The following is a 22,743-nucleotide window of genomic DNA, read 5'->3' on the forward strand; positions in this document are numbered from 1 at the left end:
CCCTTGCCCGCCGCCCGTTCGTCCCCTATGTTTCGCTCGTGGTGACGGACGTCACATCGGGGGCGCACGGCGAAACGGAGCTGATCAGGTGGACGTCATTGGACACTGCGACGCGCGTTTCGACGGGGTCCGGGCGGCATTGGCCGAAAACCTCGCCTCCGGCGAAGAGGTGGGCGCGTGCATCGCCATCGACATCGGCGGCGAAAGCGTCGTCGACATCTGGGGCGGGTATTCGGACGCCGCGTGCACCAGGCCCTGGGCCGAGGACACCATCGTCAACGTGTGGTCGTCCACGAAGACGGTCACCAGCCTGGCCGCGCTGATGCTCATCGACCGCGGCCTGGTCGAACCCAACGCGCCGGTGGCCGCTTACTGGCCCGAATTTGCTGCTAATGGCAAGCAGGACATCCAGATTCGCCACATTTTGTCGCATACGTCCGGGGTGTCCGGCTGGGACTTACCGTTCGCCACCGAGGACATGTACGACTGGGACAGGGCCACCGCGGCCCTGGCGGCCCAAGCGCCGTGGTGGGAACCGGGTACCGCCTCGGGCTATCACGCGCACAATCAGGGCCACCTCATCGGCGAGGTGATACGCCGCGTCACCGGGCGTTCGCTCAAGGAGTTCGTCCGTGACGAAATAGCCGGACCGTTGGGCGCCGACTTCCAAATCGGTGCGGTGCCCGCCGATTACGACCGCATCGCCGAAATCGTCCCGCCACCTCCCCTCGAGCTGCCCGTTGACCAGCTTCCCGAGGACAGCCCGATGCGCAAAACTTTCAGCGGTCCACCGCCCAACGCCGACGCCGCGAACACGCCGGCCTGGCGCGACGCCGACATGGGCGCGCTGAACGGCCACGGCAACGCCCGTTCCCTGGCGGCGATCCTGTCGGTGGTTTCGTTGGGCGGCAAGGCTCGTGGAGTTCGACTGCTCGAACCCGAGACCGTCGAGAAGATCTTCGAGGAACAGGCATGCGGCGTCGACCTCGTGCTGCCCGCACCGCTGCGCTGGGGCCTCGGATATGGCCTTCCGCAGAAGGAGGCGCTCCCCTATGTCCCCGACGAGAGGATCTGCTTCTGGGGTGGCTGGGGCGGATCGATGGTGTTGGCGTGGCCCGACCGCCGAACCACCGTCTCCTACGTGATGAACAAGATGGGGCCCGGTGTCCTCGGTTCGGACCGGATGGCGACCTACGGCGAACTGATCTTCGACGCGCTCGGATCGGCCCCCTGATGGCATCCGCCGCCGCCCGGCGTCTTCCGGCCGTCATCGCGGCGGTCGGTCTGACGCTGTCGGTGGCGTCGCCGGGGGCCCTCGCCCAGCCGCCCGACTACACCGAATTGTTGATCCGGGCAACCGATCTCGCGGCTCCGCAGACCTTCATGGCCGCGCCCCCGATCAACAACCCGAACGGTCAGCCCGGCGCCACGGCGACATTCCGCGACCGGGACCGCACCCATGTCATCGTCGACAGCGTCCAGATCCTGCCGGACCCCACCGCGGCGGCCCGCGCGCTGGAATCGGCGAAGGCGACAACCGACGGTTACGTCCACGGCATACCCGAAGCGAACGCCGTCGGCACCGGCGGCACCACGATCTCGGGACCCTCGCCCGACGGATCCAAGTCGGTCACCGTGCTGATGTTCACGGAGGGCAGGGCGTTCGCCGAGCTGGAATTCGACGGCCCGCCTGATGACCTCGTGGCGCCGGACTTCGTGGCCGACGTCGGCACAAAGCAGGACGCGGCGATCAAAAGGGGCCTCACCGGCTGAGCGCTTACGAATTCGGTATGAGAAGGAACAGCCGAAACGTGCGGCCGCCGGCGCGGTCCTGGGCGATCTGATAATTGGGCCAGTGCCTGAGCACTGTGGCCCAGGCCGTGGCGCGTTCTTCACCGGTGAGCAGGCGCACCTTCGCGGTGAATCGGTGGCCACGCCTGCGAACGGTGACCCGTTCTGCCGCTTTGAGATTGGCGGACCACGACGGGTGGCGGGGCAGACCCCAGTTGGAGCCGACTACCAGCAGCCCGTCCTCGGTGGGCACACATTGCACGGTGGCGGTGCGGGCAAGACCCGTTTTGCGCCCCGACGTGGTGACTTGCACGTTGGGCACCCCGGTCAGGTCCAGGACACCGAGGCGTCCGTTGCTTGCGAAGCGGAGCAGCGCTTCGGCCCCTTGGGTGACCGGTCGGCCCCGGAGCACCAACCAGCGGTAGGCGGTCGGGTTGCGCGCCACCCGCTGCAGCGGATTCACAGCCGTACTCTATTCCCGACCGGTCCGCCCGGGCATCCCAACCGCGTAATGATCCCGCCCAGTAGGGATTTCGCCTGCGGCGGCGCGTCCGGTCTGCGCCCTCGGGCGGCCCCTCTGGTCGCGGTTAAATAAATTGTTTGATTTAATCTCGTCGGCAGTGTTCACTGAGGCGATGACCGCCGAGCGGATGGCTCGCTCCGAGAGGTCGACGGGCACCCGAGAGGCGATCTTGTCGGCCGCCGAGGTGCTGTTCGCCGAGCGTGGCATGTACGCGGTGTCCAACCGGCAGATCAGCGAGGCGGCCGGGCAAGGTAACAACGCCGCGGCTTGCTACCACTTCGGTACGAGGACCGACCTGCTCAGGGCCATCGAAAGCAAGCATCGCGAGCCGATCGAGGAACTGCGCGCGCAAATGCTCGCCGACGTGGGCGATTCGACCGAGCTTCGGGATTGGGTGGGCACCTTGGTGCGCCCCCTCACCGATCACCTGGCCGCGCTGGGCACCCCGAGCTGGTACGCACGGTTTGCCGCCCAGGCGATGGCGGATCCCACCTATCGCCAGGTCGTCACCAAGGACGCGCTCACGTCGCCGCGGTTGGTGCAGACGATCGACGGGATCACCCGGTGCCTGCCCGAGCTGCCCAAGCGCGTGCGTTTCGAGCGAATCGTGATGGTCCGCAACCTCCTGATGCATACCTGCGCCGAGCACGAGGGCGCCCTGGCCGAACACGGGCCGCGGTCGCGGTCCAGCTGGCCGGTTGCCGGCGAGGGACTGATCGACGCGATCGTCGGTCTGTGGCGCGCGCCGGTCCATGTCGGCGCGGCAGATGAGAACCGAGGAGGACGATGACCGAGATCTCGACCGCCACCGATGTTCCCGATTTTCCGATGACGCGGGCGCCGGGTTGCCCCTTCGCGCCCCCGCCGGAGGCGTTGGCGCTCAACGCCGACAAGCAGCTGAGCCGGGTGCGGATCTGGGACGGCAGCACGCCCTGGCTGATCCACGGCTACGACGCGATACGGGCGTTGTTCACCGACTCGCGCACCAGCGTCGACGACCGCCTGCCGGGTTATCCGCACTGGAACGAAGGAATGGTCGCGACGGTCCACAAAAGGCCGCGCTCGGTGTTCACGTCCGACGCCGAAGAGCACACCCGGTTCCGCCGGATGCTGTCCAAGCCGTTCACCTTCAAGCGCGTCGAAGGGCTGCGGCCGGCGGTGCAGAAAATCGCCGACGATCGCATCGACGCCCTGTTGGCCGGCCCCAACCCCGGCGACGTGGTGAGCACCGTTGCGCTGCCGGTCCCCTCGCTCGTCATCAGCCAACTGCTGGGCGTGCCCTACGAGGACGCGGATTTCTTCCAGGAACAGGCGCAACGCGGCACCGGGCGCTACGCGACCGAGGAGGACACCGCCCAGGGCGCCGCCTCGTTGGCGAAATACATCGCCAAGCTGATCCGCGCCAAGATGGAAGACCCCTCGGAGGACTTGGTGTCCGATCTGGCGGAGCGGGTCAACGCCGAAGAGCTCAGCGTGCGCGAGGCCACCCAGCTGGCCCTCGGCGTGCTGATCGCCGGGCACGAAACCACCGCGAACATGCTCAGCCTGAGCGTGGCGGCACTGCTCGAGCACCCCGATCAGGCGGCGGTGCTGCGTGACGCCGAGGACCCGAAGACGGTCGCCACCGCGGTCGAGGAATTGATGCGCTACCTGAGCATCATCCAGACCGGCCAGCGTCGCATCGCCGTCGAGGACATCGAGGTCGGCGGGGAGACCATCCGGGCCGGCGAGGGCATCATCCTCGACGTCGCACCGGCGAACTGGGATCCCCGCCAGTTCCCCGACCCGGATCGGCTGGACTTGGGCCGCGAGGATGGCGCGCACGTCGGTTTCGGCTACGGCCGCCACCAATGCGTGGGTCAGCAACTGGCCCGGATGGAACTGCAGATCGTGCTGCCCACCCTGCTGCGCCGCGTCCCGACGCTGCGTCTGGCGGTCCCGCTCGAGGAGCTGCCGTTCAAACACGACTCGTTGGCGTACGGCGTCTACGAGCTTCCCGTCGCATGGTGAAGCCCGATCTGAGCCTCGAGGTGCCGGACCTGTCCGGCAGGTTCGCGGTCGTGACCGGAGCCAACAGCGGTCTGGGACTGGGTCTGGCGAAACGGCTGGCGGCCGCGGGCGCCGACGTCGTCCTCGCGATCCGCTGCCGGACGAAGGGCGAGGCCGCGATCGCCGAGATCCGCCGGCAGGCACCGGCGGCCAAGCTGGCCATCAGGCATCTGGACCTGTCGTCCCTGAAGAGCGTGGCGGCGTTCGCCGAGGAGCTGACGGCGGAGGGCCGCCCGATCGACATCCTGATCAACAACGCCGGCGTCATGACACCGCCAGAGCGCCAAGAAACACACGACGGCTTCGAATTGCAATTCGGCACAAACCATCTGGGCCATTTCGCGCTGACCGGGCACCTGCTGCCCCTGCTGCGCGCGGCGACCTCCGCGCGCGTGGTCACCGTCAGCAGCATCGCCGCAACGCAGCGCGGCCTCGACTTCAACGATCCCAACGCGCAGCATGGCTACAGACCGATGCGCTCCTACGGCATGGCCAAGCTGGCGCAACTCATGTTCGCGGTCGAGTTGGATCGGCGCAGCCGCCTCGGCGGCTGGGGGGTGATGTCCAACGCCGCGCACCCGGGGTTGAGCAAGACCAATTTGTTGAGCGGCGCGTCCTACGGCCGAGACAAGCCGACGCTGCAGGCGCGGCTGACCAGGCTGACCTGGCGCCTGCTGCCCTTCATGTGGCTCGACGTCGACGAGGGCATCAAGCCGTCGCTGTACGCCGCGGTTTCGCACGGCGCCGAAGGTGGCAGGTATTACGGCCCGCGCGGCTTCTACGAAACCGCCGGGGGCGGAGTCACCTTCGCCGCGATCCCCAGCTTGGCGCGCAGCGCGGTGGACAGGGATCGCCTGTGGCAGCTTTCCGAACAGTCCACCGGGGTCAGGTACTCGCAATGAAGGGACGATGATGTCAGGTCAAGCCCGCACGCTGTACCCGGAGGGCGTGATCGGGGCGCCCAAGCACCGCCGCGGTCACGCCATGGACAACCCCGCGCCGGCAACGCGCCTGCCGGCCGGCACGGAGGTGTTCTCGGCCGATAACCACATCTCGGTGGCCGACGATATCTTCTACGAGCACTTCCCGGACGACCTGAAGGACTACGCGCCGCGGATCTGGTACGAGGACGGCGCCTACCTGCTCGGCCGTCCGGGACAATCGATGGTGGTCGGCGATTTCAGCGCCGTGCTCATGCAATACGACGACCTGGCCGGGGCGGTCTCCAACAACATCGACGCCCGCGTCCGCGAACTCGCCGAAGACGGGGTCGACAAGGAATTGGTGTTCCCCAACGCGGTGCTGGCCTTGTTCCACTATCCCGATAAGGACCTGCGCGAACGGATTCTACGCATCTACAACGAACACATCGCCGCGGTACAGGAGCGCTCGAACGGCCACTCCTATGGAGTCGGCCTGATCAACTGGTGGGACCCGCGCGGCGCCCGCCGCACCCTGGCCGAGCTGAAGTTGCTGGGGCTCAAGACTTTTCTGATGCCGTTGAACCCCGGCAACGACGACAGCGGACACGTCATCGACTACTCGAGCGCGGCGATGAGCGCCGTGTGGGACGAGGTCGAGGAGGCGGGCCTGCCGGTCACCCACCACATCGGCGAAAGCCAGCCCAAGTGCCCGAGCGAGGTCAACAGCGTGGCGGTCGCCATGATGGTCAACATCGACTCCTTCCGGGAGATGTTCTCCAAGTACATCTTCGGCGGCATCCTGGACCGGCATCCCTCGCTGCGCGTCGGCTGGTTCGAAGGCGGAATCGCCTGGGTGCCGCCGGCTCTGCAGGACGCCGAGCACGTGCTGGCCTCCTACCGGCACATGCTCACACAGCATCCCGAGCACGACATACGCTACTACTGGGACCAGCACATGTGCGCGTCGTTCATGGTCGACGGGCTGGGCCTCGCCCAAATCGAGGAGATCGGAATCGACAAAGTGATGTGGTCATCGGATTACCCGCACAACGAAAGCACTTTCGGCTACTCGGAGCGGTCGCTGGCCGCGGTGGTCGACGCCGTCGGCCCCGAGGACGCCGTCCGCGTCGTCAGCGGCAACGTCAAGGCGTTTCTGGGCGTTTAGGATGACGAACTCACTCACCGCCCGCGGCTCGGTCTTCGACATTCCCGACGAGCCGAACTGGGAGCGCATGCGCGCCGAGACCGGCGCGCGCCTGCGGGCCGCGATGTCTGACCACGGCGTCGACGCGCTCATCCTGCTGATGAACGGATACGTCGGGTACGCGACGGGCACCAGCTGGCCGCTGCTCGACGCGGGCCTCTCGCACGTTGAGCGCCCGGTGGCCGTCGTGCTGGCCGACGACGAATACCCGCACCTGTTCCTGCCATTGGGTGGCGGGGCGTTCCCCGAATCATCCGGTCGACCGGTTCCCGAGGACCACCTGCACGGGCCGGTGTATCTCGAATTCGACCAGGGAGTGCGGGATTTCGCGCGCGAGCTGGCCAACCTGATCCCGCCGGGCGCGACCGTGGCCGTCGACGAGCTCACGGGCGCGATGCGGCGGGCGGGCGACGCGCTGTTTCCCTCCGGCCCGCCATCGGACGCGGCGATCGTGCTCGGCGCGGCGCAGCTGGTTAAGACGCGCGACGAAATCTCCTGCCTGCGGCGCGCCTGCCGCATCACCGAGCGGGCCATGGCCGACGTGCAGACGGCATTGGCACCCGGCGTTCGGCAGATCGACCTGTCGGCCAGGCTGGTCCGGCGCGCCTTCGAGCTGGGCGCCACCACCAACATGCTCGAGGCCATCTGGCAGGTGATGCCCAGTTCCCGGGAAGCCGGGGTGTGGACCACGCACGGTGATCTCGCGTTGCCCTTGCTTCCCACCGCGCGGGAGCTGGCCGCGGGCGACGTGCTGTGGACCGACATCAGCATCAGCTACGCCGGATACTGCTCGGACTTCGGGCGAACCTGGCTCGTCGGCGACAAGCCCTCGCCGCGGCAACAGGAGCAATTCCGCCGGTGGCGAGCCATCCTCGACGAAGTGCTCGCCGTGACCAAAGCCGGCGTCACGTCGGGGGATCTGGCGCGGGCGGCGATCGCCGCCAACGGCGGCCGCAAGCCGTGGCTACCGCACTTTTATCTCGGACACGGCATCGGCACCTACCCCGCCGAAGCCCCGATGATCGGAACGGATCTCGGCGAGGAATTCGACGACAACTTTGTCTTTCCACCCGGCATGGTGCTCGTGCTCGAACCGGTGGTGTGGGAGGACGGAACCGGCGGCTACCGCAGTGAGGAGATCGTGGTGATCACCGAAGACGGCTACACGCCGATCACCGACTACCCCTACTCCCCCTATGGCGACTGAAGTTTTGCCCGACCCCCCGTCGTTGCGCACGGGGCGTCGCGAGCGGGCGCTGGCGCAAATGGAGGCGCACGACCTCGACATCCTGGTGCTGGGACGGCAGGCCAACATTCGCTACGTCACCGGCGCCCCGCAACTGTGGATAGCCGGGACGCGACCGTTCGGTCCGATGTGCGTCGTGGTGCGCGCCACCGGGGCGATCTACCTCAACAGCACCGACGACGAGGGGGTCCCTGACGAGATCGGCCGCGATCACCTGTATGGCCTGGCCTGGAACCCGATGACCCTCGTCGAGGTGCTCAAGCACATCGACGGCGCCGCGACGGCGCGCCGCGTCGGAACGGATGCCATCACACCGACTTTCGCGGCGTTGCTGCCCGAGGCCTTCCCCCGCGCCGAACTCGTCGACGGCGAGCCGGCCATGCGAACCGCGCGCCGCGTCAAGACAGCCGATGAGATCGCAGCTATGGGCCCGGCGCTGCGCGTGGCGGACAGGGGACTCGCCGCCGCCCTGGCGGAGTTGCGGCCGGGAGTGTCCGAGCGGACGCTGGCCGGGGCCGCGCTGGAGGCCATGGCCGCCGGCGGGGTGAGCACGCCGGCCACCCAGGACGTCGCCTGGGTGACTTCGCGGGAGCACCCGTGGCGGCGCTGCCACGGCGACGTTCGGGCCGGTGACCTGGTGGCGTTGGCCGTCGGCGCGCTAGCTGACGGGTATGTCGCCGAGGTGGCCAGGACTTTCCAGGTCGGCGACCCCGCGAACGGCGCGGCCCGGCAGCTCTTCGGGCGCTCGGAGGCGTTGTGCGACAAGATGATTGCCGCCTGCCGCCCCGGCGCGCCCACCGTCGGGCTGCTCGCCGCCTACGAGGCGGTCGGCGAGCCGCTCCCGCCCATTCCCGTTGCGCACGGCTTGGGACTCGGTTTCGACCCACCCGTCGTGTCCGAAACACTCTCGGCCGCAGGCGAATTCGACCGGCTCGAAGCCGGGATGGTGCTGGCCGTCAGCGGCTACGTGTGGCAGGAGGGCATCGGCGGGGTGTTCCGCCGCGACACCGTCCACATCACCGACGGCGGCGCCGAGGTGCTGACCGGCGATCCCAGCTGACACTAGGACGCTGCCCGCTCTCTCTCGCCGTCTTCGTCGTCGTCTTCGTGGTGGAGGAGTTTTTCGGGGTGATGGAACGTGTTGGTTCTGGGTTGCCCGCGGTCCAGGTGGGGTGGGGGTATCCATTCGGTTTCGCCGCGGGCGTTGGTGCGGGTGGTCCAGCCTTGTTCGGCGAGTCGGTTGTCGGGGCCGCACGCCAGCGTTAGGTCGTCGATGTCGGTACGGCGGGTGGCCGCCCATCCCCGGATGTGGTGGACCTGGCTGTGGTAGGCGGGGGCGTCGCAGCCGGGCTTGGTGCAGCCGCGATCCCTCGCGTAGAGCACAATTCGCTGCGCGGGTGAGGCCAGCCGCTTGGTGTGATGCAGCGCCAGGGCCTTGCCGTTGTCGAAAATCGCCAGGTAGTGGTGGGCGTGGCCGGCCCAGCGGATCACATCGGAGATGGGGACCAGGGTGCCGCCGGCGGTGAGGGCTTTGCCGGCGGCGGCCTCCAACTCTTTGAGCGTTGTGGTCACCACGATCGACACCGGTAACCCATTGTGTTGGCCGAGCCGGCCCGAAGCGAACAGGCCGCGCAGGCCGGCCAGGAATCCGTCATGGTTGCGCTGGGCTTGGGATCGCCTGTCGCGCCGCACGGCGTCCTCGTCGGGCGCCTCATCGACCACGGGTGTCTCGTCTTCGGGATTGCAGGCCCCGGGGGCGGCCAGCTTGGCCAAACAGGCTTCGATGGCGGCGCGCAATTCCGGCGTCACCAGGCCGCTGATGCGCGACATCCCGTCGAATTGCTGCTCGCCCAGCGTGATGCCGCGCTGTCGGGCCCGCTCGGCGTCACTGAATTCCCCGTCGGGGTCGAGGCAGGCCATGATTCGCCTGGCGTATTTGGCCAACTCGTCGGGGCGGTATTCGCGGGCCTTCTCGGCCAGGTCTGCTTCGGCGGCTTGCCGGGTGAACAGGTCCACCTCGGTGGGCAGATGGGCGAAAAAGCTGCGGATCACCTTCACATGGCCATCGCCGATCAACCCCTCACGCTGGCCGGCCGCGGTCGCGCTCAGTTGCGGCGCCAGCGGCTCACCGGTCAGCGAGCGGCGCTCGCCTAAATCTTCGGCTTCATCGACGCGCCGCCCCGCCTCGGCCCTGGTGATGCGCAACCGGTCGGCCAGCGCCGAGCGCAGGGTGCCGCCCAACTCTTCCTTGCTGGCCCGCGCCCCGAGTTCGTTGATCAACGCGTGCTCGGGTGTGCGCAGCCGGCGTGCCACGCGCTCCAGGTGCTCCAGGGCCCGTAACCGTTCCGGTGTGGTGAACACGTCAAAGGACAACGCGCACAGGCGCTCCGCATCGTGGTCGAGCGCGCGAAAGACCTCGACGATCTCCTCACGACTGCTCGTACCCATGCCCCAAACTTTACGAACACCCACCGACAACAATGCCCGCTTTGTGACCACTGAAACAGCTGTGACACAAGGGATCTCCGAACTTCCGCGACTTACCGCGCCGCCGGCCGCATGGTGAGGCGATGTGCTGACCAAAGTTTCGGAATTGGGATCGGTAGCGAAGCAGACGGCAAGAATTTCGCAAGTGATCGGCCGTAGGTTTCGGCCTGACGTAGCGCAAGGAACCACGATGGACGATTCGCTGTTCGATCCAGCTCGGGCGAGCAGGACCTGGCGTGGACCCCAGTGGCAACAGCGTGTACGTCACCGATCACGTCGGTTCCCGGGCGACCGGGGGCGGCCTCCCCTGGATGGGGGATGACGCGCAGGGATTCGGGCTCAAGCTGCCGGCGGGCTGACGGAACCGTCCTCGGCCAGGGCCTCATCGAGCAGGTTGCCGATGCCGTGCCGTTCCCAGAGGTTCAGCAGGTTGGACAGCATCTGCAGCGGCGCGCGCACGCTTTCGTCGTTCCTGACCCGCGGATCGGTGCGGCCTCCGGGGGCGGCGGCTCCAAATCGCTTGTGCACCAACGCCGGCACGTCCAGCAACCAGGCGACGCCCATCACCGCCGCATAGAGCAGCGTGTGCCGGCGCAATCGGTCGGGATCGAGTCGCGGCCCGCCGCACCGCCGCGTTTCCGCGACGAACAGTTCGAGCAATTCGCCGAAATGACCGTCCCATAAGCCGGTTTCGGCGCCGGACATGGCCCCCCAGAGCGCCATGCCCATGTTCATCTGCCCGACGCATCCCCAGTCCAGCAGGCCGCAGCGCAGGGCGCCGCTGGCATCCCGCCAAAACCAGGCGTTGTCGACGTTGGCGTTCCAGTGGCACAGCGCGACGTAGTCAGCGTCGGCGGCCAGCTGTCGCATGATTGTGTGCTCGTGGCCTGCGACCCGCGGGACGTCTTCGCGCAAGCGCGCCAAGAACTCCGGTGAGCGGACGTTGGCGGGCACCAGCCCGGGCCGGGTTTCGACGAAGTGGAGGAGCTGGGCCAGGCGCCGCTCCGAGCTCGCGGCGTCGTGCGGGGCTCGTTTTCCCACGGTCGCGCCCTGCACGTTGAGCGGGAAATACGCGGCCAGCGCGCCCGGCAGGGATGCCGATCCGTAGCTGCCCGCGAGGCGGCCCAGCGCGGTCAGCAGAGCACGGTAGTGCTCGACGGGATCGGGCATTTCGTAGTCGAGGCATTTGTGATATTGCCGCTCGATTCCGTCGCGGCCGAACGGGATTCGCTCGGTGATCAGGATGCCGGTCCCGCTTGGGCGATCGTAGTCGGCGAATTGCACGACGGGTACCGCGATAGGAAATCCGGGCATGCGCGACAGCGTGGCGAACCGGACCTCCGGCTCCATCTGGGTCTTGCCCCTGTCGCGTAGCGGATCCTCGAGGTCGCGGGAGAACTTGACGAACAGCTCGGTGTGCACGCCGGGCTGCGGCCTGCCGTATTCGACCGACAGGACGAGCTTGCGCCCGGTGCTGCCTCCGGCGACCTCGCGGCACTCGGTGATGCTCGTGACGGCGTTGTCGACCGAGAGCGCGCCGGACGCCCGGAAGGCCTCGGTGAGAAACCGCTCACCGCCGCCGCGTAGCGCCGCCGGGTCGGCCGGGATGGGAAGGCCGAACTGGGCGCCGGTCACCATGTCTGCTCGGCCGCACGCACCAGCATGTGGTTGACCGCAACCCGGCGGTCCCGCGTCACCATGTAGAGCACCGCGTCGGCAATGTCTTCCGGCCGCAACTTGACCATGCCGGCGGTCTGTCGCTCGACCGCCGCTCGCGCGGGTTCGGCCAGATGGGCAAAGATTTCGGTGTCGACGGTGCCGGGGCTGACGACGCCGACGCGCACCCGCTTGCCCAGCATCTCCTGGCGGATGCCCTCGCTGAACGCGTTCACGCCGAATTTCGTCAGCGAGTAGACCGCGGTGTTCGGTCGCGCTACCCAGCCGCCGGTGGATCCGATCGTGACCAGGTCGGCGACGCCGCGTGGCGAGCTGGTGGCCGCGTCGACTAGGTGAGGAAGCGCTGCGCGGGCGACATACAGCACCCCGCGCACGTTGACCGCGACCATGTCGTCCCAGTCCTGCAGGCTGGCCTCGGCCGCCGGCCCCGAGCGCATCAGCCCGGCATTGTTCACCACGGCGTCCAGCCGGCCCAGCTCGTCGACGACTCGTTGCACCGCCGCCGCCACCTCCCCGGCATCGGTGACATCGGCGGTCACGGCCAGCGCTATGCCCCCGTCGGATTCGATCTCGCTTTTCAGATCGGCCAGTCGGTCGGCGCGGCGCGCGAGTAGGGCCACCGCTGCGCCTTCGGCGGCCAGCGCTTTCGCCGTTGCCGCTCCGATGCCGCTGCTGGCGCCGGTCACCAGCGCCGCCGTGCCCGCCAGCCGATCCGTCAAGGTTGGCCTCCCGTCCGTGTTGCGGTGCCCAGGATCTCACGCAGAACGTACTCGGTGTCCTCGCCCAGATCCGGTGCGCCGCGCTCGATCCAAGTCGGGGCGCGCGACATCCGCCACGACGGCCCCAGTATCGGGCGCTGGCCCTCCCGGTGATCGGAAACGAACCGATACAACTCGCGATCCCACAATCGTTGATCGGCAATCACGTCGAGCGCGGTGGCGCTCTTGCTTGCCGGCACGCCCACCGCGCGCAGCCGGTGCGCGAGCTGCTCGGCATCGTGGTTTCGGGTAAGCCGCGCGAGCTCGGCGTCGAGCGCCTCGGCGTGCCGGTGTCGTTCGTTCATGGTCGCGTACCGTGCGTCGTCACAGAGCGCCGCGGCGCCGAGCGCTGCGCACACGCCGCGCCATTCGGCGTCGCTGGCCACGGCCAGCGTGACCCAGGACTCGTTCAAGCAGGGGTAGCAGCCGTGCGGACACAGGTCGGGATGCCCGTTGCCGTTGGGGCCCAGGCCTTTCCCGGTGAGGCTTTGCTCCAGCAGGCAGTCCCCGATCATCGACGAGAGGGTTTCCACCGCCGACACGTCGACGAATTGTCCCTCGCCGCTGAGCTCCCGGTGCAGCAACGCCACCACGGCTGCGTAGGCGGCGGCCGCGCCGACCGTGGAATCCCCATAGCGCATGCTCGTCCCGAGCGGCGGGCCACCCGGGTAGCCGACCAGCGAGGCGAGCCCGGCCAGCGCGGCGAAGCATGGCGCGTACCCGGTTTGATGGCCGAGCGGTCCGTCGTTGCCCCACATCTTGATCGACACCGAAATGATGTCCGGCTTGATCGCCGTCATTTGTTCATAGCCCAAGCCCTGGCGCTCCATGGCGCCCGGTCGCAAATTGTTGATCACGACGTCGCTGCGGGCGATCAGCTCCCGCAGCCGCGCCATGCCTTCAGCCGACTTGATATCGAGGTCCACGCTGAGGATTTCGGGGTTGATGCTGAGGAAGTAGGGCGCGTGGTTGATGTCGGTGCCGCCGTAGGCCCGCATCTCCTCTGGCGCGGTCGCCGTCTCGATCTTGATCACCTCGGCGCCCAGCATCGCCAGCAGCTTGCCCGCGTACGGGCCGGCCCATACCTTGGTGAGCGCGACGACGCGCACGCCTTCCAGCGGGCCCCCGCGGGGGCTTTTGGGCGGCTTGAGTTGCGGCGTCTTGACCGGCGGTGGTGTGCGCGGCCCCTCGGCCCGGCCCAGGATTTCGGCGGTGTGCTGGCCGAGAGTGGGTGCGGCGGAAGCGATTCGGGCCGGTGAAGCGCTGAGCGCGTACGGGACGGTGGGGTATGCCGCGTCGCCCAGCACGGGGTGGTGGATGCGCTGGAAGAAGCCGCGGTGGCGGTACTGCGGCGAGCGGTGCAGATCGGCGACATCGTTGACGGGAACCAGCGGCACCCCCAACCGCTGCGCCCGGTCGGCGGTGGACTCCTTGTCGAGGTCCCTGACCCATGCGGCGAATCCGCGTTGAAACGCGGCGACCTTCTCCGCCGTGACGGAGAACTCCAGCCAGTCGTCATCGAAGGCGGTCAGCCAGTCCGGATGCCCCATGAGTTCCCGCACGCCAAGCCAGTGGGCGCGGCTGGTCATGTAGAGGTAGACGAACCCGTCGGCGCAGGCGAAAAACGCCGCCGGGCCCGCCTGGTCGTAATCGCCGCGGTGACCCTCGGCGGGAACCTCCCCGGTGACCAATCGGCCCAGGATGCAGTCGGCCCGGGCGACCAGCACGGCGTGCTGCGACACGTCGATGAATTCGCCCTGCCCGGTGTGCAGGCGCCGGAACAGCGCTGACGCGACACACAGGGCCGCGTCGAGTCCCGCCTCGTAATCGACCAGGAACCGGCCCGGGCCCTGCAGCGGCGGCCTGCCGGGATCGGCGTGGCTGGGCGTGTGATACCCCCAGCCGCTGGCGTGGAACACGTTGATGCTCTTCGCATTGTCGAACTCCGCTGACGCGCCGTGGCCGAAAGGCGTGATCGAGCAGAACACGACGGACGGATGCCTTTCGGACCAGCCCGAGGCGCGGTCTTCGATGACCGCGTCGGCCGTCCCGATCAGCTCGTGCAGGCGCTCGATGCCGGACGCCGAGGCGACGTCGAGGGCCACGGACCGCTTGTTCGTGTTGAGGTAGGCGAACAGCGCGCCGCCTTCGCGCCCCTCGGCGAGCAGGGGCGCCATCGTGCGGGTGGGGCTGCCGCGTTCCGGCGCCTCGACCTTGATCACCTCGGCGCCGAAATCGGCCAGCAGCTTCCCGCAGTACTCCCCCGCGACGGTTCCGGCCAATTCGAGCACCCGGATGCCCGTCAGTGCCGGCATGGGCGCCCTCTCAAAGCCGTCAGGGCTTCTTTCGGCCCGAGCGGCTGAGGCGCCATTCCGGCGGGAAGTTCAGGTCGTTGTCCTTGACCACGTTGTTGAGCCCCTTCTCGAAGGTGCCCTCGGTGAGGTCGACCTCCTGCGCGTCGTTTTGGATCAGCGGCAACATGCCCTCCACCATGCCGGTGAGCAGGCTGCCGAAGTATTCGCCCTTGTGCTGTTTGTACAGCTCCAGGAACGTCTTTTGCACCGCGACGGTGTCCGTCGGACGAGACCGGGAACAGGCCATCGCGTACTTCAGCGTCTCGTCCTCGAGCTTCTCGCGGGGCACCACGCTGTTGACGAAGCCGCAGTCGTACATTTCCTTTGCGCTGAACGGTCGCCCGGTGAACAGCATTTCGGAGAACTTCCGCAGGCCCATCGTCTCCGCCCACCACCACAGGCGTGGGCCCCAGCCCACATAGCGGAACGCCGGGTGCCCGAACAGGGCGTCATCGGAGGAGACCACCAGATCGGCGTCGCCTGCCTGATAGAAATGCCACCCGTAGCAGTACCCCTTGGCCTCGATGATGCTGATCTTCCGAAGCTCCTGCAGCGGACGGTTTCCCGCGCGGGCCTTGGCGTAGAAGTCCGTGACGGTGGACAGGTAGCGGTACGACCCGCCCGGCGGGTACTTGACGTCGTCGTCGTTGATCGCGAGCTCGTGCAGCAGCGGCAGGCCGGGGTTCTCCAGCATCGGGCGCTGCTCGGGGAGGTCCCCGCCGCTGCCGAAATCCTCGCCCTCGCCGCGGATCACGACGACCTTGACGTCGTCGTCGACGTTGCACTTGTGGATCAGGTCGGCGTAGTTCTGTCGCATGCCCAAAGTGGTGGCATTTTGCGCGTCGGGACGGTCGAAGGTGATGTAGGCGATCCGGTTCTTCTTGTCCTTCTCGAACTTGATGTACTGCTCGGCTTCCTTCTTCAGCTTCTCGTAGTCGTACTCGGGCATCGGTTCTTCTCCACTTCTCTACTTGAGCAAGGCACCCGCGTCGACGGGCAGGGAAACGCCGGTGACATAACGGGATTCGTCAGAGGCGAGGAACAGGACGGCGTTGCTGATGTCGGCGGCTTCCACCCAGGGCACCGGCAGCGTGTGGGTCATCTGCGAGAAGGGCGCGAAGTCGTCGGGTCCGGGATTCTCCAGGTCCGGTCGGAACAGGCGAAACGTCACGTCGTTCATCGTCATCGGCGTGTTCACCTGGCTCGGGTGCACCGAATTCACCCGGATCATGTGCTGGCCCAGCTCGACCGCGAACGCGCGCATCAGCCCCATCACCCCGTGCTTCGCGGCGATGTAGTGGCCGGTGTACGCCATCGCCTTGTGCGATCCGACCGAGCCGGTGAGCACGATCGAGCCGCCTCGCTGGCCGGCGATGATATGCGGCACACCGGCTTTCACGGTGTGCCAGACGCCGGACAGGTTCACGTCGATCATGTCCTGCCAGACGTCCTCGCGAATCTTGTGCAGCTTGTTGCCGAACGTGCCGATGCCCGCGTTCGCGACGATGATGTCGAGGCGGCCGAGCTGTTCGACGCCGCCGTCCACCGCGGCCTTGAGCGCGTCGTAGTCACGCACGTCCACCTGTGCGGTCACGATGCGGCGGTTGTGGCCCTTCACCAGGTCGGCCGTTTCGGCGAGATCCTCGGGGGTCGAGTGCGGGTAGGCGAGGTTCTCGATGGGTCCGCAGACGTCGACCGCGATGATGTCGGCCCCCTCCTGCGCCAGGCGCACCGCGTGACTGCGGCCCTGCCCCCGGGCCGCGCCGGTGATGAAGGCGACCTTCCCTGATACCCGCCCATTCACCCGACTTGTCATCAGGGCACCGTGGTGGGCAGGGTTTCCCAGCCGCGCACCGACGACGTCGGGCTGAGCGTGGCGTTGGCCAGGTCGGGCTCCCACTCGGGGAAGCGCTTGAGGATTTCCTCCAGGGCGACCCGGCCCTCCAGCCGGGCCAGCGCCGAACCCAGGCAGAAGTGGGTGCCCACGCTGAACGTGAGGTGCGGCCGCGGCTCGCGGTGGATGTCGAATTGCCCGGCGTCGGGACCGAACTGGCGCTCGTCGCGGCACGCCGACCCGAGCAGCATCATCATCACGCTGCCTTCGGGCACCGTTTGGTCGTACAGGCTGACGTCGCGGGTCACGTAGCGCGCCATGTGCGGGGCGGGCGGCTCGTAGCGCAGCAGCTCCTCGATCGCCTGCGGGATGAGCGCGGGGTTCTCGACAAGTTCGCGACGCTGATCGGGGTGCTCCGCGAGCACCTTGCCCGCCCAACCGATCAACCGCGTCGTGGTTTCGTTTCCCGCGCCGGCGACGACGTTGAGGTACACGAGGATCTCCTCGCGGGTGAGGCGCCGGGTCGTGCCCTTTTCGTCGACGAATTCGACGTTGAGCAGTTCGGTCATGATGTCGTCCGACGGATGCTCGGCGCGCCAGTCGATGTAGGCCGCGAATTGTTCGCCCACCGACAGGCCGTGCTCGGCGGCGCTCATCGGCTTGCCGGGCTCGGTGCGCAGTTGGGCGTTGCCCCGATCGCGGATGTACTCCTGATCTTCTTCGGGAATCCCGAGCAGCATGCTGATGACCTTCATCGGCATGATTGCGCCCAGGTCGGTCACGAAGTCGAACCGCCCCGACCCCACCAGGGGATCGAGGAGTTGGGCGCAGAAGTCCCGGATCATCGGCTCCAGCGCGTTGATCTTGCGCGGCGTGAACATTCGCGACAACAGTTTGCGGTGCACGTCGTGGATCGGCGGGTCCTCGAAGATCAGCATCCCCGAAGGAATTTCGAGGTTGGCCTTGATCAACTCGAGGATCACGCCGCGGGCGGAGCTGTAGGTGCCGTGGTCGACCAGGGCCTTGTTGACGTCGGCGTAGCGGCTCAGCGCGTAGAAGTCGTATTCGGCGTTGTAGTAAAGCGGCGCCTCGTCGCGCAGGCGGGCGAACATCGGATACGGGTCGGCGATCAGCTCGACATCGTACGGGTCGAAATGAACATCGCTGTCCGTGCTCGCCGTCACGAAATCTCTCCTGCCGCTGCCATTTCCGGAATCGGTCCGGACGATTTATACATTCCGCTTAATTGCGCCCTGGCACCCTCGCGAGCGATTGGCCATAAAGCCTCTCTATTCTCGTAGAGAACCATACGGCGGGTGCCCTGGCAAGAGTCGGCGGGGCGAAACATCGTCGGCGCGCTCAACCCGACGCGACCGCCCGCCGGCGGCCCACCGGGGCGTTGCCGGTCCGGGTGAGCCCCCCTTTGCCCGAACTCTTCAGAACGCCGGTCGAGATCGCCGTCAGGATCCCGTCGAGTTGCTCGGGACTGTCGATGATGCGGTCGCCGTGGGCGAACCGCAGCAGCAGGCCGTTGATGAAGGTGAGCGTGATGTTGCTCAGGTCCTCGACCACGGCCGGCTCCAGTTCCCCGCCTCGCGGCATGAGCTGCACCAGGATCTCCCGGTGGAGCTTGGTGAAGGCGTCCGTGGCCTGTTGCAGGATCGCGGCCAGCGCGGGATCGCGGGCGGCCTGCATCGTCAGCTCGTATCGGGCCTTCGTCCGCGACAATTGCGGCTCGGTGCCGGCCTGGATCACCACCTGCGACAAGCGCGACGGCGACGGCTGGTGCGGGCGTGCGGTGGAGCCGTCGTCGGCGACCGACTGCAGGGTGGCGAGGTCCAGCTCGGCCAGCCGCTCGGCCACCGCGCGCAGCAGCGCCGAGCGGGTCCGGAAGTAGAACGACGTGGTGCCGTCCGGCACACCGGCCCGGCGGTCGACCTTGAGATGACTCAAGCCCTTGGCCCCGTCGTGGGCCAACAGGTGGATCGCCGCATCGCACAGGTCGCGGCGGCGCTCGGCGGGGTTGGGCTTTCGTCGTTTGTCCATGCGTTTTTCTCAGACGGTGAGGCTACTCTATATTCGTAGTGCCCGTACAGGGATGACCGCCTCTGGCCCGGCACCGTCCGCGAATCGCGCGCGGGTCAACCTTTTCTGCGATAAATGTGTGGTGGAATGGCGTGATGGGCACCCGCAGGCTCACGAGCGTCCTTTTGCTCGGCGCGGTGATGTGTGGCTGCCACTCAACGCAACACCGGCCACCGCCGAGCAACCCGACCGGCGGCGCGTCGCCCAGGAGCGCATCCCCCACGACGACCCCGTCGGCGGCACCCGCGGCGAACATCCAGCCGTTACCGGTTCGACCCGTGCAGAAGTCCCAGCCGGCATCGCCCACCAAGTGCCCCGCGACGGATCCGGCCGCGCCCGCCGCACCGGCCAGCGTTCTGGTCACCTGCGACCTCGCCAAAACCACCGTGTATACGTTGGGCCCCGAGACGATGCGTCTGACGCTCACACGCGTGGACCGGCCCGAGTCGCTGACGTCGGGTTTCTATGAGGTGAGTCTGACGATGGACTCGTCGTCGGCGGCGGCGTGGGCGGCATACACCGCCGCGCACCTGAAAGACCACGTGGCCTTCGTTCGCGACGACATCGTTCTGGAAGCGCCGATCATTGAAGAACAGGTGACCTCCGGCAAGATCGCGCTGACCACCCAAACCGCCCAGGCCGCCGACCAGTTGGCCCAGCTGGCGGGCCGGGGCGCCTGACGTGGAGCGGCTCGGCATCGGCTTCCTGTGCGGATTCGGCCTTCCCCCAGTGGAATTCGTCGACCTGACCGCGGACCTCGGCTGCCGGTACATGTCGGCGGTGGTGCGGGGGCTGCCTTTGGTGCAGCTCGGCTACCCGCCCTTCTCCTTGAAGGACGCGAGCCTGCGGCGAGAGGTGATCGCCGCCATGGATCACCGAGGCGTGGCGATCTCGCTCGGCGACGGATTCCTGATCACGCCCGACACACAGATACATTCGTTCGCAACCGATCTCGACGCGCTGGCCGAGCTTGCCGTTCCCCGGATCAACGTCGTCAGCCTCGACCCCGACCTCGGCCGCACCTTCGACCAGTTCGCGATGCTGACCGAACTGGCCGCGCAACGCGGCATCCAGACGGTCGTCGAACCGGTGCCGGGGCTGACCGTCGGCGACGTGCCGACCGCGCTGGCCGCCCGACAGCACGTTGGCCGGCCCGACTTCGGCTTGTTGATCGACACCATGCACCTGGTGCGATCCGGCTCCGGTGCGGCCGACGTCGCCGCCATCGATCCGGGGCACATCGGCTATGCCCAGCTCAACGACGCGACGCTGCGGCCGCGTGCCGACAACTACATGGAGGAGGCCATGTTTGAGCGCCTGGTTCCCGGAGAAGGCGAATTGCCGCTGCGCGATATCCTGGCAGCGCTTCCGCCCGACATCGTGATCGAGATCGAAGTGCCACGACGATCGCTGGCGCTGGAAGGCGTCAGCCCGATCGATCGCCTCCGCCCGTGTGTCGAGGCGGCGCGGCGGTTGTTGTCCGCGTAAGCGCCCGGGCCAACGGCTTAGCGCCTCAGCTCGGTTCGCGCAGGGGAAGGCCGGCGGCGCGATAGATCGCGTCGATGACGGTCATGTTCTCGATCGCGTCCTCAGGGGTCGTCTCGAACGGCTCGCCGCGTAGCACCGCCGCGGCGAAAGCGTCGAGCTGATAGGCGTAGGAGGGGCGGCGCGGAAACCGCTCCACGCGTTTGCCGGAGGGCGTTCGGACGCTCAGCCGGTTGATGAGGTGGGGCAGCACCGGATTCAGCACCCGCACCTCACCGCGTTCGCCGACCACGCGGGCACTGATCTGCAGCAACCGCGACGACCACATCGAGCAGCGCACCCGGCCGGTGTGCCCGCCGGCGAATTTCACCTCGGCCGTCATGGCCCGGTCGACGCGCGGGTCTCTCAATTTCGCCTGCGCCGAAACGACTTCGGGGGTGGAACCGCCGAAAGTGCGGACCATGTGCACGGCGTAGCAGCCGGCGTCCATCGTCGCCCCGCCGGCCAGCGAGTAGTTGTAGCGGATGTCGGCGAATTTCGGCAGCGGAAAGCACAGTGCGGCCTCCACCCGCTGGAGCTCGCCGAGCTCGCCCGAGGCGATGATCTCCTCGACGCGCCGACTCAGCGGGTGATAGCGATAGTGGAAGGCCTCCATCACCACCCGATCCGAATTCGCGGCCACGGAGGCGATTTCGCGCGCCTCGGCGGTGTTGGCGGTGAAAGGCTTTTCACACAAGACATGCTTACCGGCGGCCACGGCGGCCCGGGTCCACTTGCCGTGCAGCCCGTTCGGCAGCGGGATGTAGATCGCGTCGAGGTTCGGGTCGGCGATCAGTGAGTCGTAGCTCTCGTGCACGCGGGCGATGCCGTGTTTAGCGGCGAAGGCCCGCCCACGCGCAGCATCGCGCGCCGCGACGGCGGCCACCTCGACCTCGCCGTTGCCCTTCGCCGGGTTGACGAGCGCCAGGGGCGCGATGCTGGCCGCGCCCAGGATCCCGAACCGGATCGGCTTTGCGTGTCCAGACACGGCCCTGACGCTAGCACCCGGCCACGCCCGCTTCCGCGTTTAGCGACGGGCGAAAGCCGGTGCGTGCTCGGGACGAACCCCGACGCCGATGAAGTACGCGGGCACCACCGACAACCACGGAAGCCGCTCCACCAGGCCGAACAGCGCCGCTGGCGGCGTGGGGTCCGCGCCGCGCAGCAGCGGGCCGAGCAGCCTGCTGGCCAATACCCGTTGCACCGCCTGGGTCACCGCCGTGGGAACCACACGGCGTCGGCGGACGGCCGCCAGGTCGCGATCGGTGACGCGGTGCCGCCGGAGCGGCTCGGCCAAGATGGTCGCGGCCGCCACGGCGTCTTGGATCGCCAGGTTAATGCCGACACCGCCCAGTGGGGACATCGCGTGCGCGGCATCGCCGATGCACAGCAGCCCGTCAACGTGCCAGCGGCGCAACCGATTCACGTGGACGTCGAGATGCTTGACGTCGTCCATGGAATTCAGCGTCGCCACCGAGGCGGCCGCTTCGGGCATCAGCGCGCTCACGTCGCGCCGGAACGCCTCGATGCCCCGCGCGCGCAGCTGGGCGTCCGTGCCCTTGGGTCCCAGGTACGCGATCTGGTTGTAGCCCTCGCGCGGGATCACGCCGAGACCCTTGCCGGGCGCGAAGCGGGGCAGGAAGGAGAATTCCTCGTCGCCTTCGCGCGGCAACCTGAACCACCACACGTCGAAGTTCACCGGGAACTCGCGCGTCGTCAGTCCGGCCTCGCGACGGGCGATCGACCAACGGCCATCGCAAGCGATCGTCAGCTCGGCCCGCAATTCACCGGGGCCGTCGGGCCCCAGGTAGCGAACTCCGTTGACCCGGTCGCCGTCGCGCAGCAGCCCGGTGACCTCGGTCCGCATCCGCAAGGTGAAGCTGGGCTCGGCTTTGGTGGCCTCGGCGAGCAGGTTCAGCAGATCCCACTGCGGAACCATGGCGATGTAGGGATGCGGCTGCCCGAGACGCCCGAGCCGCTCGAAGTCGATGTAGGTGACCGAGTGCCCATCCGCTTCGAATTGCGCCTTGCGGACTTCGCTGTAGCGCAACGTCGTGAACCGCTCCCACAAGCCCAGCTCGTCGAGCAGCCGCATGGTGGTCGGATGCACCGTGTCACCGCGAAAGTCGCGCAGGAAGTCACCGTGCTTCTCGAGCAGGGTGACCTCGACACCGGCCCGCGCCAGGAGCAGCCCGAGAACCATTCCGGCGGGGCCACCGCCGACGACGGCGCACGTGGTTGTCTTAACCATCAGCGCTCAAGCATACGGCGGCGTTCCACCATGGGCG

Annotated in this window: 22 protein-coding genes; 11 read left to right on the forward strand and 11 right to left on the reverse strand. The window is 67.9% G+C overall.

All coding sequences use genetic code 11. From position 1 onward, the window contains the following. The first annotated feature begins 88 nt into the window (after positions 1 to 88). Together MTAB308_RS02410 and MTAB308_RS02415 are read left to right on the forward strand one after the other, a co-directional pair. A complete protein-coding gene (locus MTAB308_RS02410) occupies positions 89 to 1,234 on the forward strand; it encodes a serine hydrolase domain-containing protein (protein WP_077097553.1) in 1,146 nt (381 codons plus the stop codon). After that, positions 1,234 to 1,773 carry a hypothetical protein gene (locus tag MTAB308_RS02415; RefSeq protein WP_216823639.1) on the forward strand — a complete coding sequence of 180 codons (540 nt, stop codon included), beginning with the start codon at positions 1,234 to 1,236 and terminating at the stop codon, positions 1,771 to 1,773. The genes MTAB308_RS02410 and MTAB308_RS02415 overlap by 1 nt, the downstream gene beginning before the upstream one ends. A 4-nt stretch (positions 1,774 to 1,777) precedes the next feature. On the opposite strand, the gene MTAB308_RS02420 is transcribed toward MTAB308_RS02415, so the two are convergent. Next, positions 1,778 to 2,254, reverse strand: coding sequence for a nitroreductase family deazaflavin-dependent oxidoreductase (locus tag MTAB308_RS02420; protein ID WP_077097555.1), 477 nt, complete (start codon positions 2,252 to 2,254; stop codon positions 1,778 to 1,780). Positions 2,255 to 2,411: 157 nt separating this feature from the next. Between MTAB308_RS02420 and MTAB308_RS02425 the strand changes: the two genes are divergently transcribed. From MTAB308_RS02425 to MTAB308_RS02450, 6 genes are read left to right on the forward strand one after another with little or no spacing between them, the layout of a single operon-like run. Continuing rightward, positions 2,412 to 3,104 (forward strand): TetR/AcrR family transcriptional regulator, encoded by a 693-nt coding sequence (locus tag MTAB308_RS02425; protein WP_077097557.1) that lies wholly within the window; start codon positions 2,412 to 2,414, stop codon positions 3,102 to 3,104. Then, positions 3,101 to 4,324, forward strand: a complete 1,224-nt coding sequence (locus MTAB308_RS02430) for a cytochrome P450 (RefSeq protein ID WP_077097559.1) — start codon at positions 3,101 to 3,103, stop codon at positions 4,322 to 4,324. Before MTAB308_RS02425 ends, MTAB308_RS02430 begins: the two co-directional genes overlap by 4 nt. Further along, on the forward strand, positions 4,318 to 5,265 hold the full coding sequence (locus MTAB308_RS02435; RefSeq protein ID WP_077097562.1) for an SDR family oxidoreductase: 948 nt from the start codon (positions 4,318 to 4,320) through the stop codon (positions 5,263 to 5,265). Before MTAB308_RS02430 ends, MTAB308_RS02435 begins: the two co-directional genes overlap by 7 nt. A gap of 10 nt (positions 5,266 to 5,275) precedes the next feature. Next, the gene (locus tag MTAB308_RS02440; RefSeq protein WP_077098129.1) at positions 5,276 to 6,451 is read left to right on the forward strand and encodes an amidohydrolase family protein; all 1,176 of its coding nucleotides are present in this window, start codon (positions 5,276 to 5,278) and stop codon (positions 6,449 to 6,451) included. 1 nt (position 6,452) lies between these two features. Beyond that, complete coding sequence (locus tag MTAB308_RS02445) at positions 6,453 to 7,697, forward strand: M24 family metallopeptidase (RefSeq protein ID WP_077097564.1); 1,245 nt, start codon at positions 6,453 to 6,455, stop codon at positions 7,695 to 7,697. Then, positions 7,687 to 8,796 (forward strand): M24 family metallopeptidase, encoded by a 1,110-nt coding sequence (locus tag MTAB308_RS02450; RefSeq protein ID WP_077097566.1) that lies wholly within the window; start codon positions 7,687 to 7,689, stop codon positions 8,794 to 8,796. The genes MTAB308_RS02445 and MTAB308_RS02450 overlap by 11 nt, the downstream gene beginning before the upstream one ends. A 2-nt stretch (positions 8,797 to 8,798) precedes the next feature. Here the strand turns inward: MTAB308_RS02450 and MTAB308_RS02455 are convergent, their stop codons facing one another. After that, positions 8,799 to 10,184 (reverse strand): HNH endonuclease signature motif containing protein, encoded by a 1,386-nt coding sequence (locus MTAB308_RS02455; RefSeq protein ID WP_077097568.1) that lies wholly within the window; start codon positions 10,182 to 10,184, stop codon positions 8,799 to 8,801. 275 nt (positions 10,185 to 10,459) lie between these two features. On the opposite strand from MTAB308_RS02455, the gene MTAB308_RS30200 reads away from it, so the two are divergent. Continuing rightward, complete coding sequence (locus tag MTAB308_RS30200) at positions 10,460 to 10,582, forward strand: hypothetical protein (RefSeq protein WP_281253061.1); 123 nt, start codon at positions 10,460 to 10,462, stop codon at positions 10,580 to 10,582. Here MTAB308_RS30200 and MTAB308_RS02460 read toward each other — a convergent pair. The 7 genes from MTAB308_RS02460 to MTAB308_RS02490 form a co-directional block, all read right to left on the reverse strand. Next, positions 10,563 to 11,858 carry a hypothetical protein gene (locus MTAB308_RS02460; protein WP_083746426.1) on the reverse strand — a complete coding sequence of 432 codons (1,296 nt, stop codon included), beginning with the start codon at positions 11,856 to 11,858 and terminating at the stop codon, positions 10,563 to 10,565. The two genes, MTAB308_RS30200 and MTAB308_RS02460, sit on opposite strands and share 20 nt — an antisense overlap. Beyond that, the gene (locus tag MTAB308_RS02465; RefSeq protein ID WP_077097572.1) at positions 11,855 to 12,619 is read right to left on the reverse strand and encodes an SDR family NAD(P)-dependent oxidoreductase; all 765 of its coding nucleotides are present in this window, start codon (positions 12,617 to 12,619) and stop codon (positions 11,855 to 11,857) included. The genes MTAB308_RS02460 and MTAB308_RS02465 overlap by 4 nt, the downstream gene beginning before the upstream one ends. Beyond that, positions 12,616 to 14,973 (reverse strand): CaiB/BaiF CoA transferase family protein, encoded by a 2,358-nt coding sequence (locus MTAB308_RS02470; RefSeq protein WP_077097574.1) that lies wholly within the window; start codon positions 14,971 to 14,973, stop codon positions 12,616 to 12,618. The genes MTAB308_RS02465 and MTAB308_RS02470 overlap by 4 nt, the downstream gene beginning before the upstream one ends. A gap of 19 nt (positions 14,974 to 14,992) precedes the next feature. Continuing rightward, on the reverse strand, positions 14,993 to 15,961 hold the full coding sequence (locus MTAB308_RS02475) for an enoyl-CoA hydratase/isomerase family protein (RefSeq protein WP_077097576.1): 969 nt from the start codon (positions 15,959 to 15,961) through the stop codon (positions 14,993 to 14,995). An 18-nt stretch (positions 15,962 to 15,979) separates the two neighbouring features. Further along, positions 15,980 to 16,816: a mycofactocin-coupled SDR family oxidoreductase gene (locus MTAB308_RS02480; protein ID WP_281253067.1), complete on the reverse strand. Its 837-nt coding sequence runs from the start codon at positions 16,814 to 16,816 to the stop codon at positions 15,980 to 15,982. A gap of 11 nt (positions 16,817 to 16,827) precedes the next feature. Beyond that, complete coding sequence (locus MTAB308_RS02485; protein WP_077097580.1) at positions 16,828 to 18,030, reverse strand: cytochrome P450; 1,203 nt, start codon at positions 18,028 to 18,030, stop codon at positions 16,828 to 16,830. A 175-nt stretch (positions 18,031 to 18,205) separates the two neighbouring features. Continuing rightward, positions 18,206 to 18,892, reverse strand: coding sequence for a TetR/AcrR family transcriptional regulator (locus MTAB308_RS02490; protein ID WP_077097582.1), 687 nt, complete (start codon positions 18,890 to 18,892; stop codon positions 18,206 to 18,208). Positions 18,893 to 19,209: 317 nt separating this feature from the next. Between MTAB308_RS02490 and MTAB308_RS02495 the strand changes: the two genes are divergently transcribed. Both MTAB308_RS02495 and MTAB308_RS02500 read left to right on the forward strand, forming a co-directional pair. Next, on the forward strand, positions 19,210 to 19,611 hold the full coding sequence (locus tag MTAB308_RS02495) for a SecDF P1 head subdomain-containing protein (RefSeq protein WP_245831215.1): 402 nt from the start codon (positions 19,210 to 19,212) through the stop codon (positions 19,609 to 19,611). Position 19,612: 1 nt separating this feature from the next. After that, positions 19,613 to 20,419, forward strand: a complete 807-nt coding sequence (locus MTAB308_RS02500; RefSeq protein ID WP_077097586.1) for a sugar phosphate isomerase/epimerase family protein — start codon at positions 19,613 to 19,615, stop codon at positions 20,417 to 20,419. Between the two features lie 25 nt (positions 20,420 to 20,444). On the opposite strand, the gene MTAB308_RS02505 is transcribed toward MTAB308_RS02500, so the two are convergent. Then, positions 20,445 to 21,443, reverse strand: coding sequence for a Gfo/Idh/MocA family protein (locus MTAB308_RS02505; protein ID WP_077097588.1), 999 nt, complete (start codon positions 21,441 to 21,443; stop codon positions 20,445 to 20,447). 39 nt (positions 21,444 to 21,482) lie between these two features. Beyond that, positions 21,483 to 22,706: an FAD-dependent oxidoreductase gene (locus MTAB308_RS02510; protein WP_077097591.1), complete on the reverse strand. Its 1,224-nt coding sequence runs from the start codon at positions 22,704 to 22,706 to the stop codon at positions 21,483 to 21,485. Positions 22,707 to 22,743 lie beyond the last annotated feature (37 nt).

This window comes from Mycobacterium terramassiliense (assembly GCF_900157385.1).
GTDB classification, from domain to species: Bacteria; Actinomycetota; Actinomycetes; order Mycobacteriales; family Mycobacteriaceae; genus Mycobacterium; species Mycobacterium terramassiliense.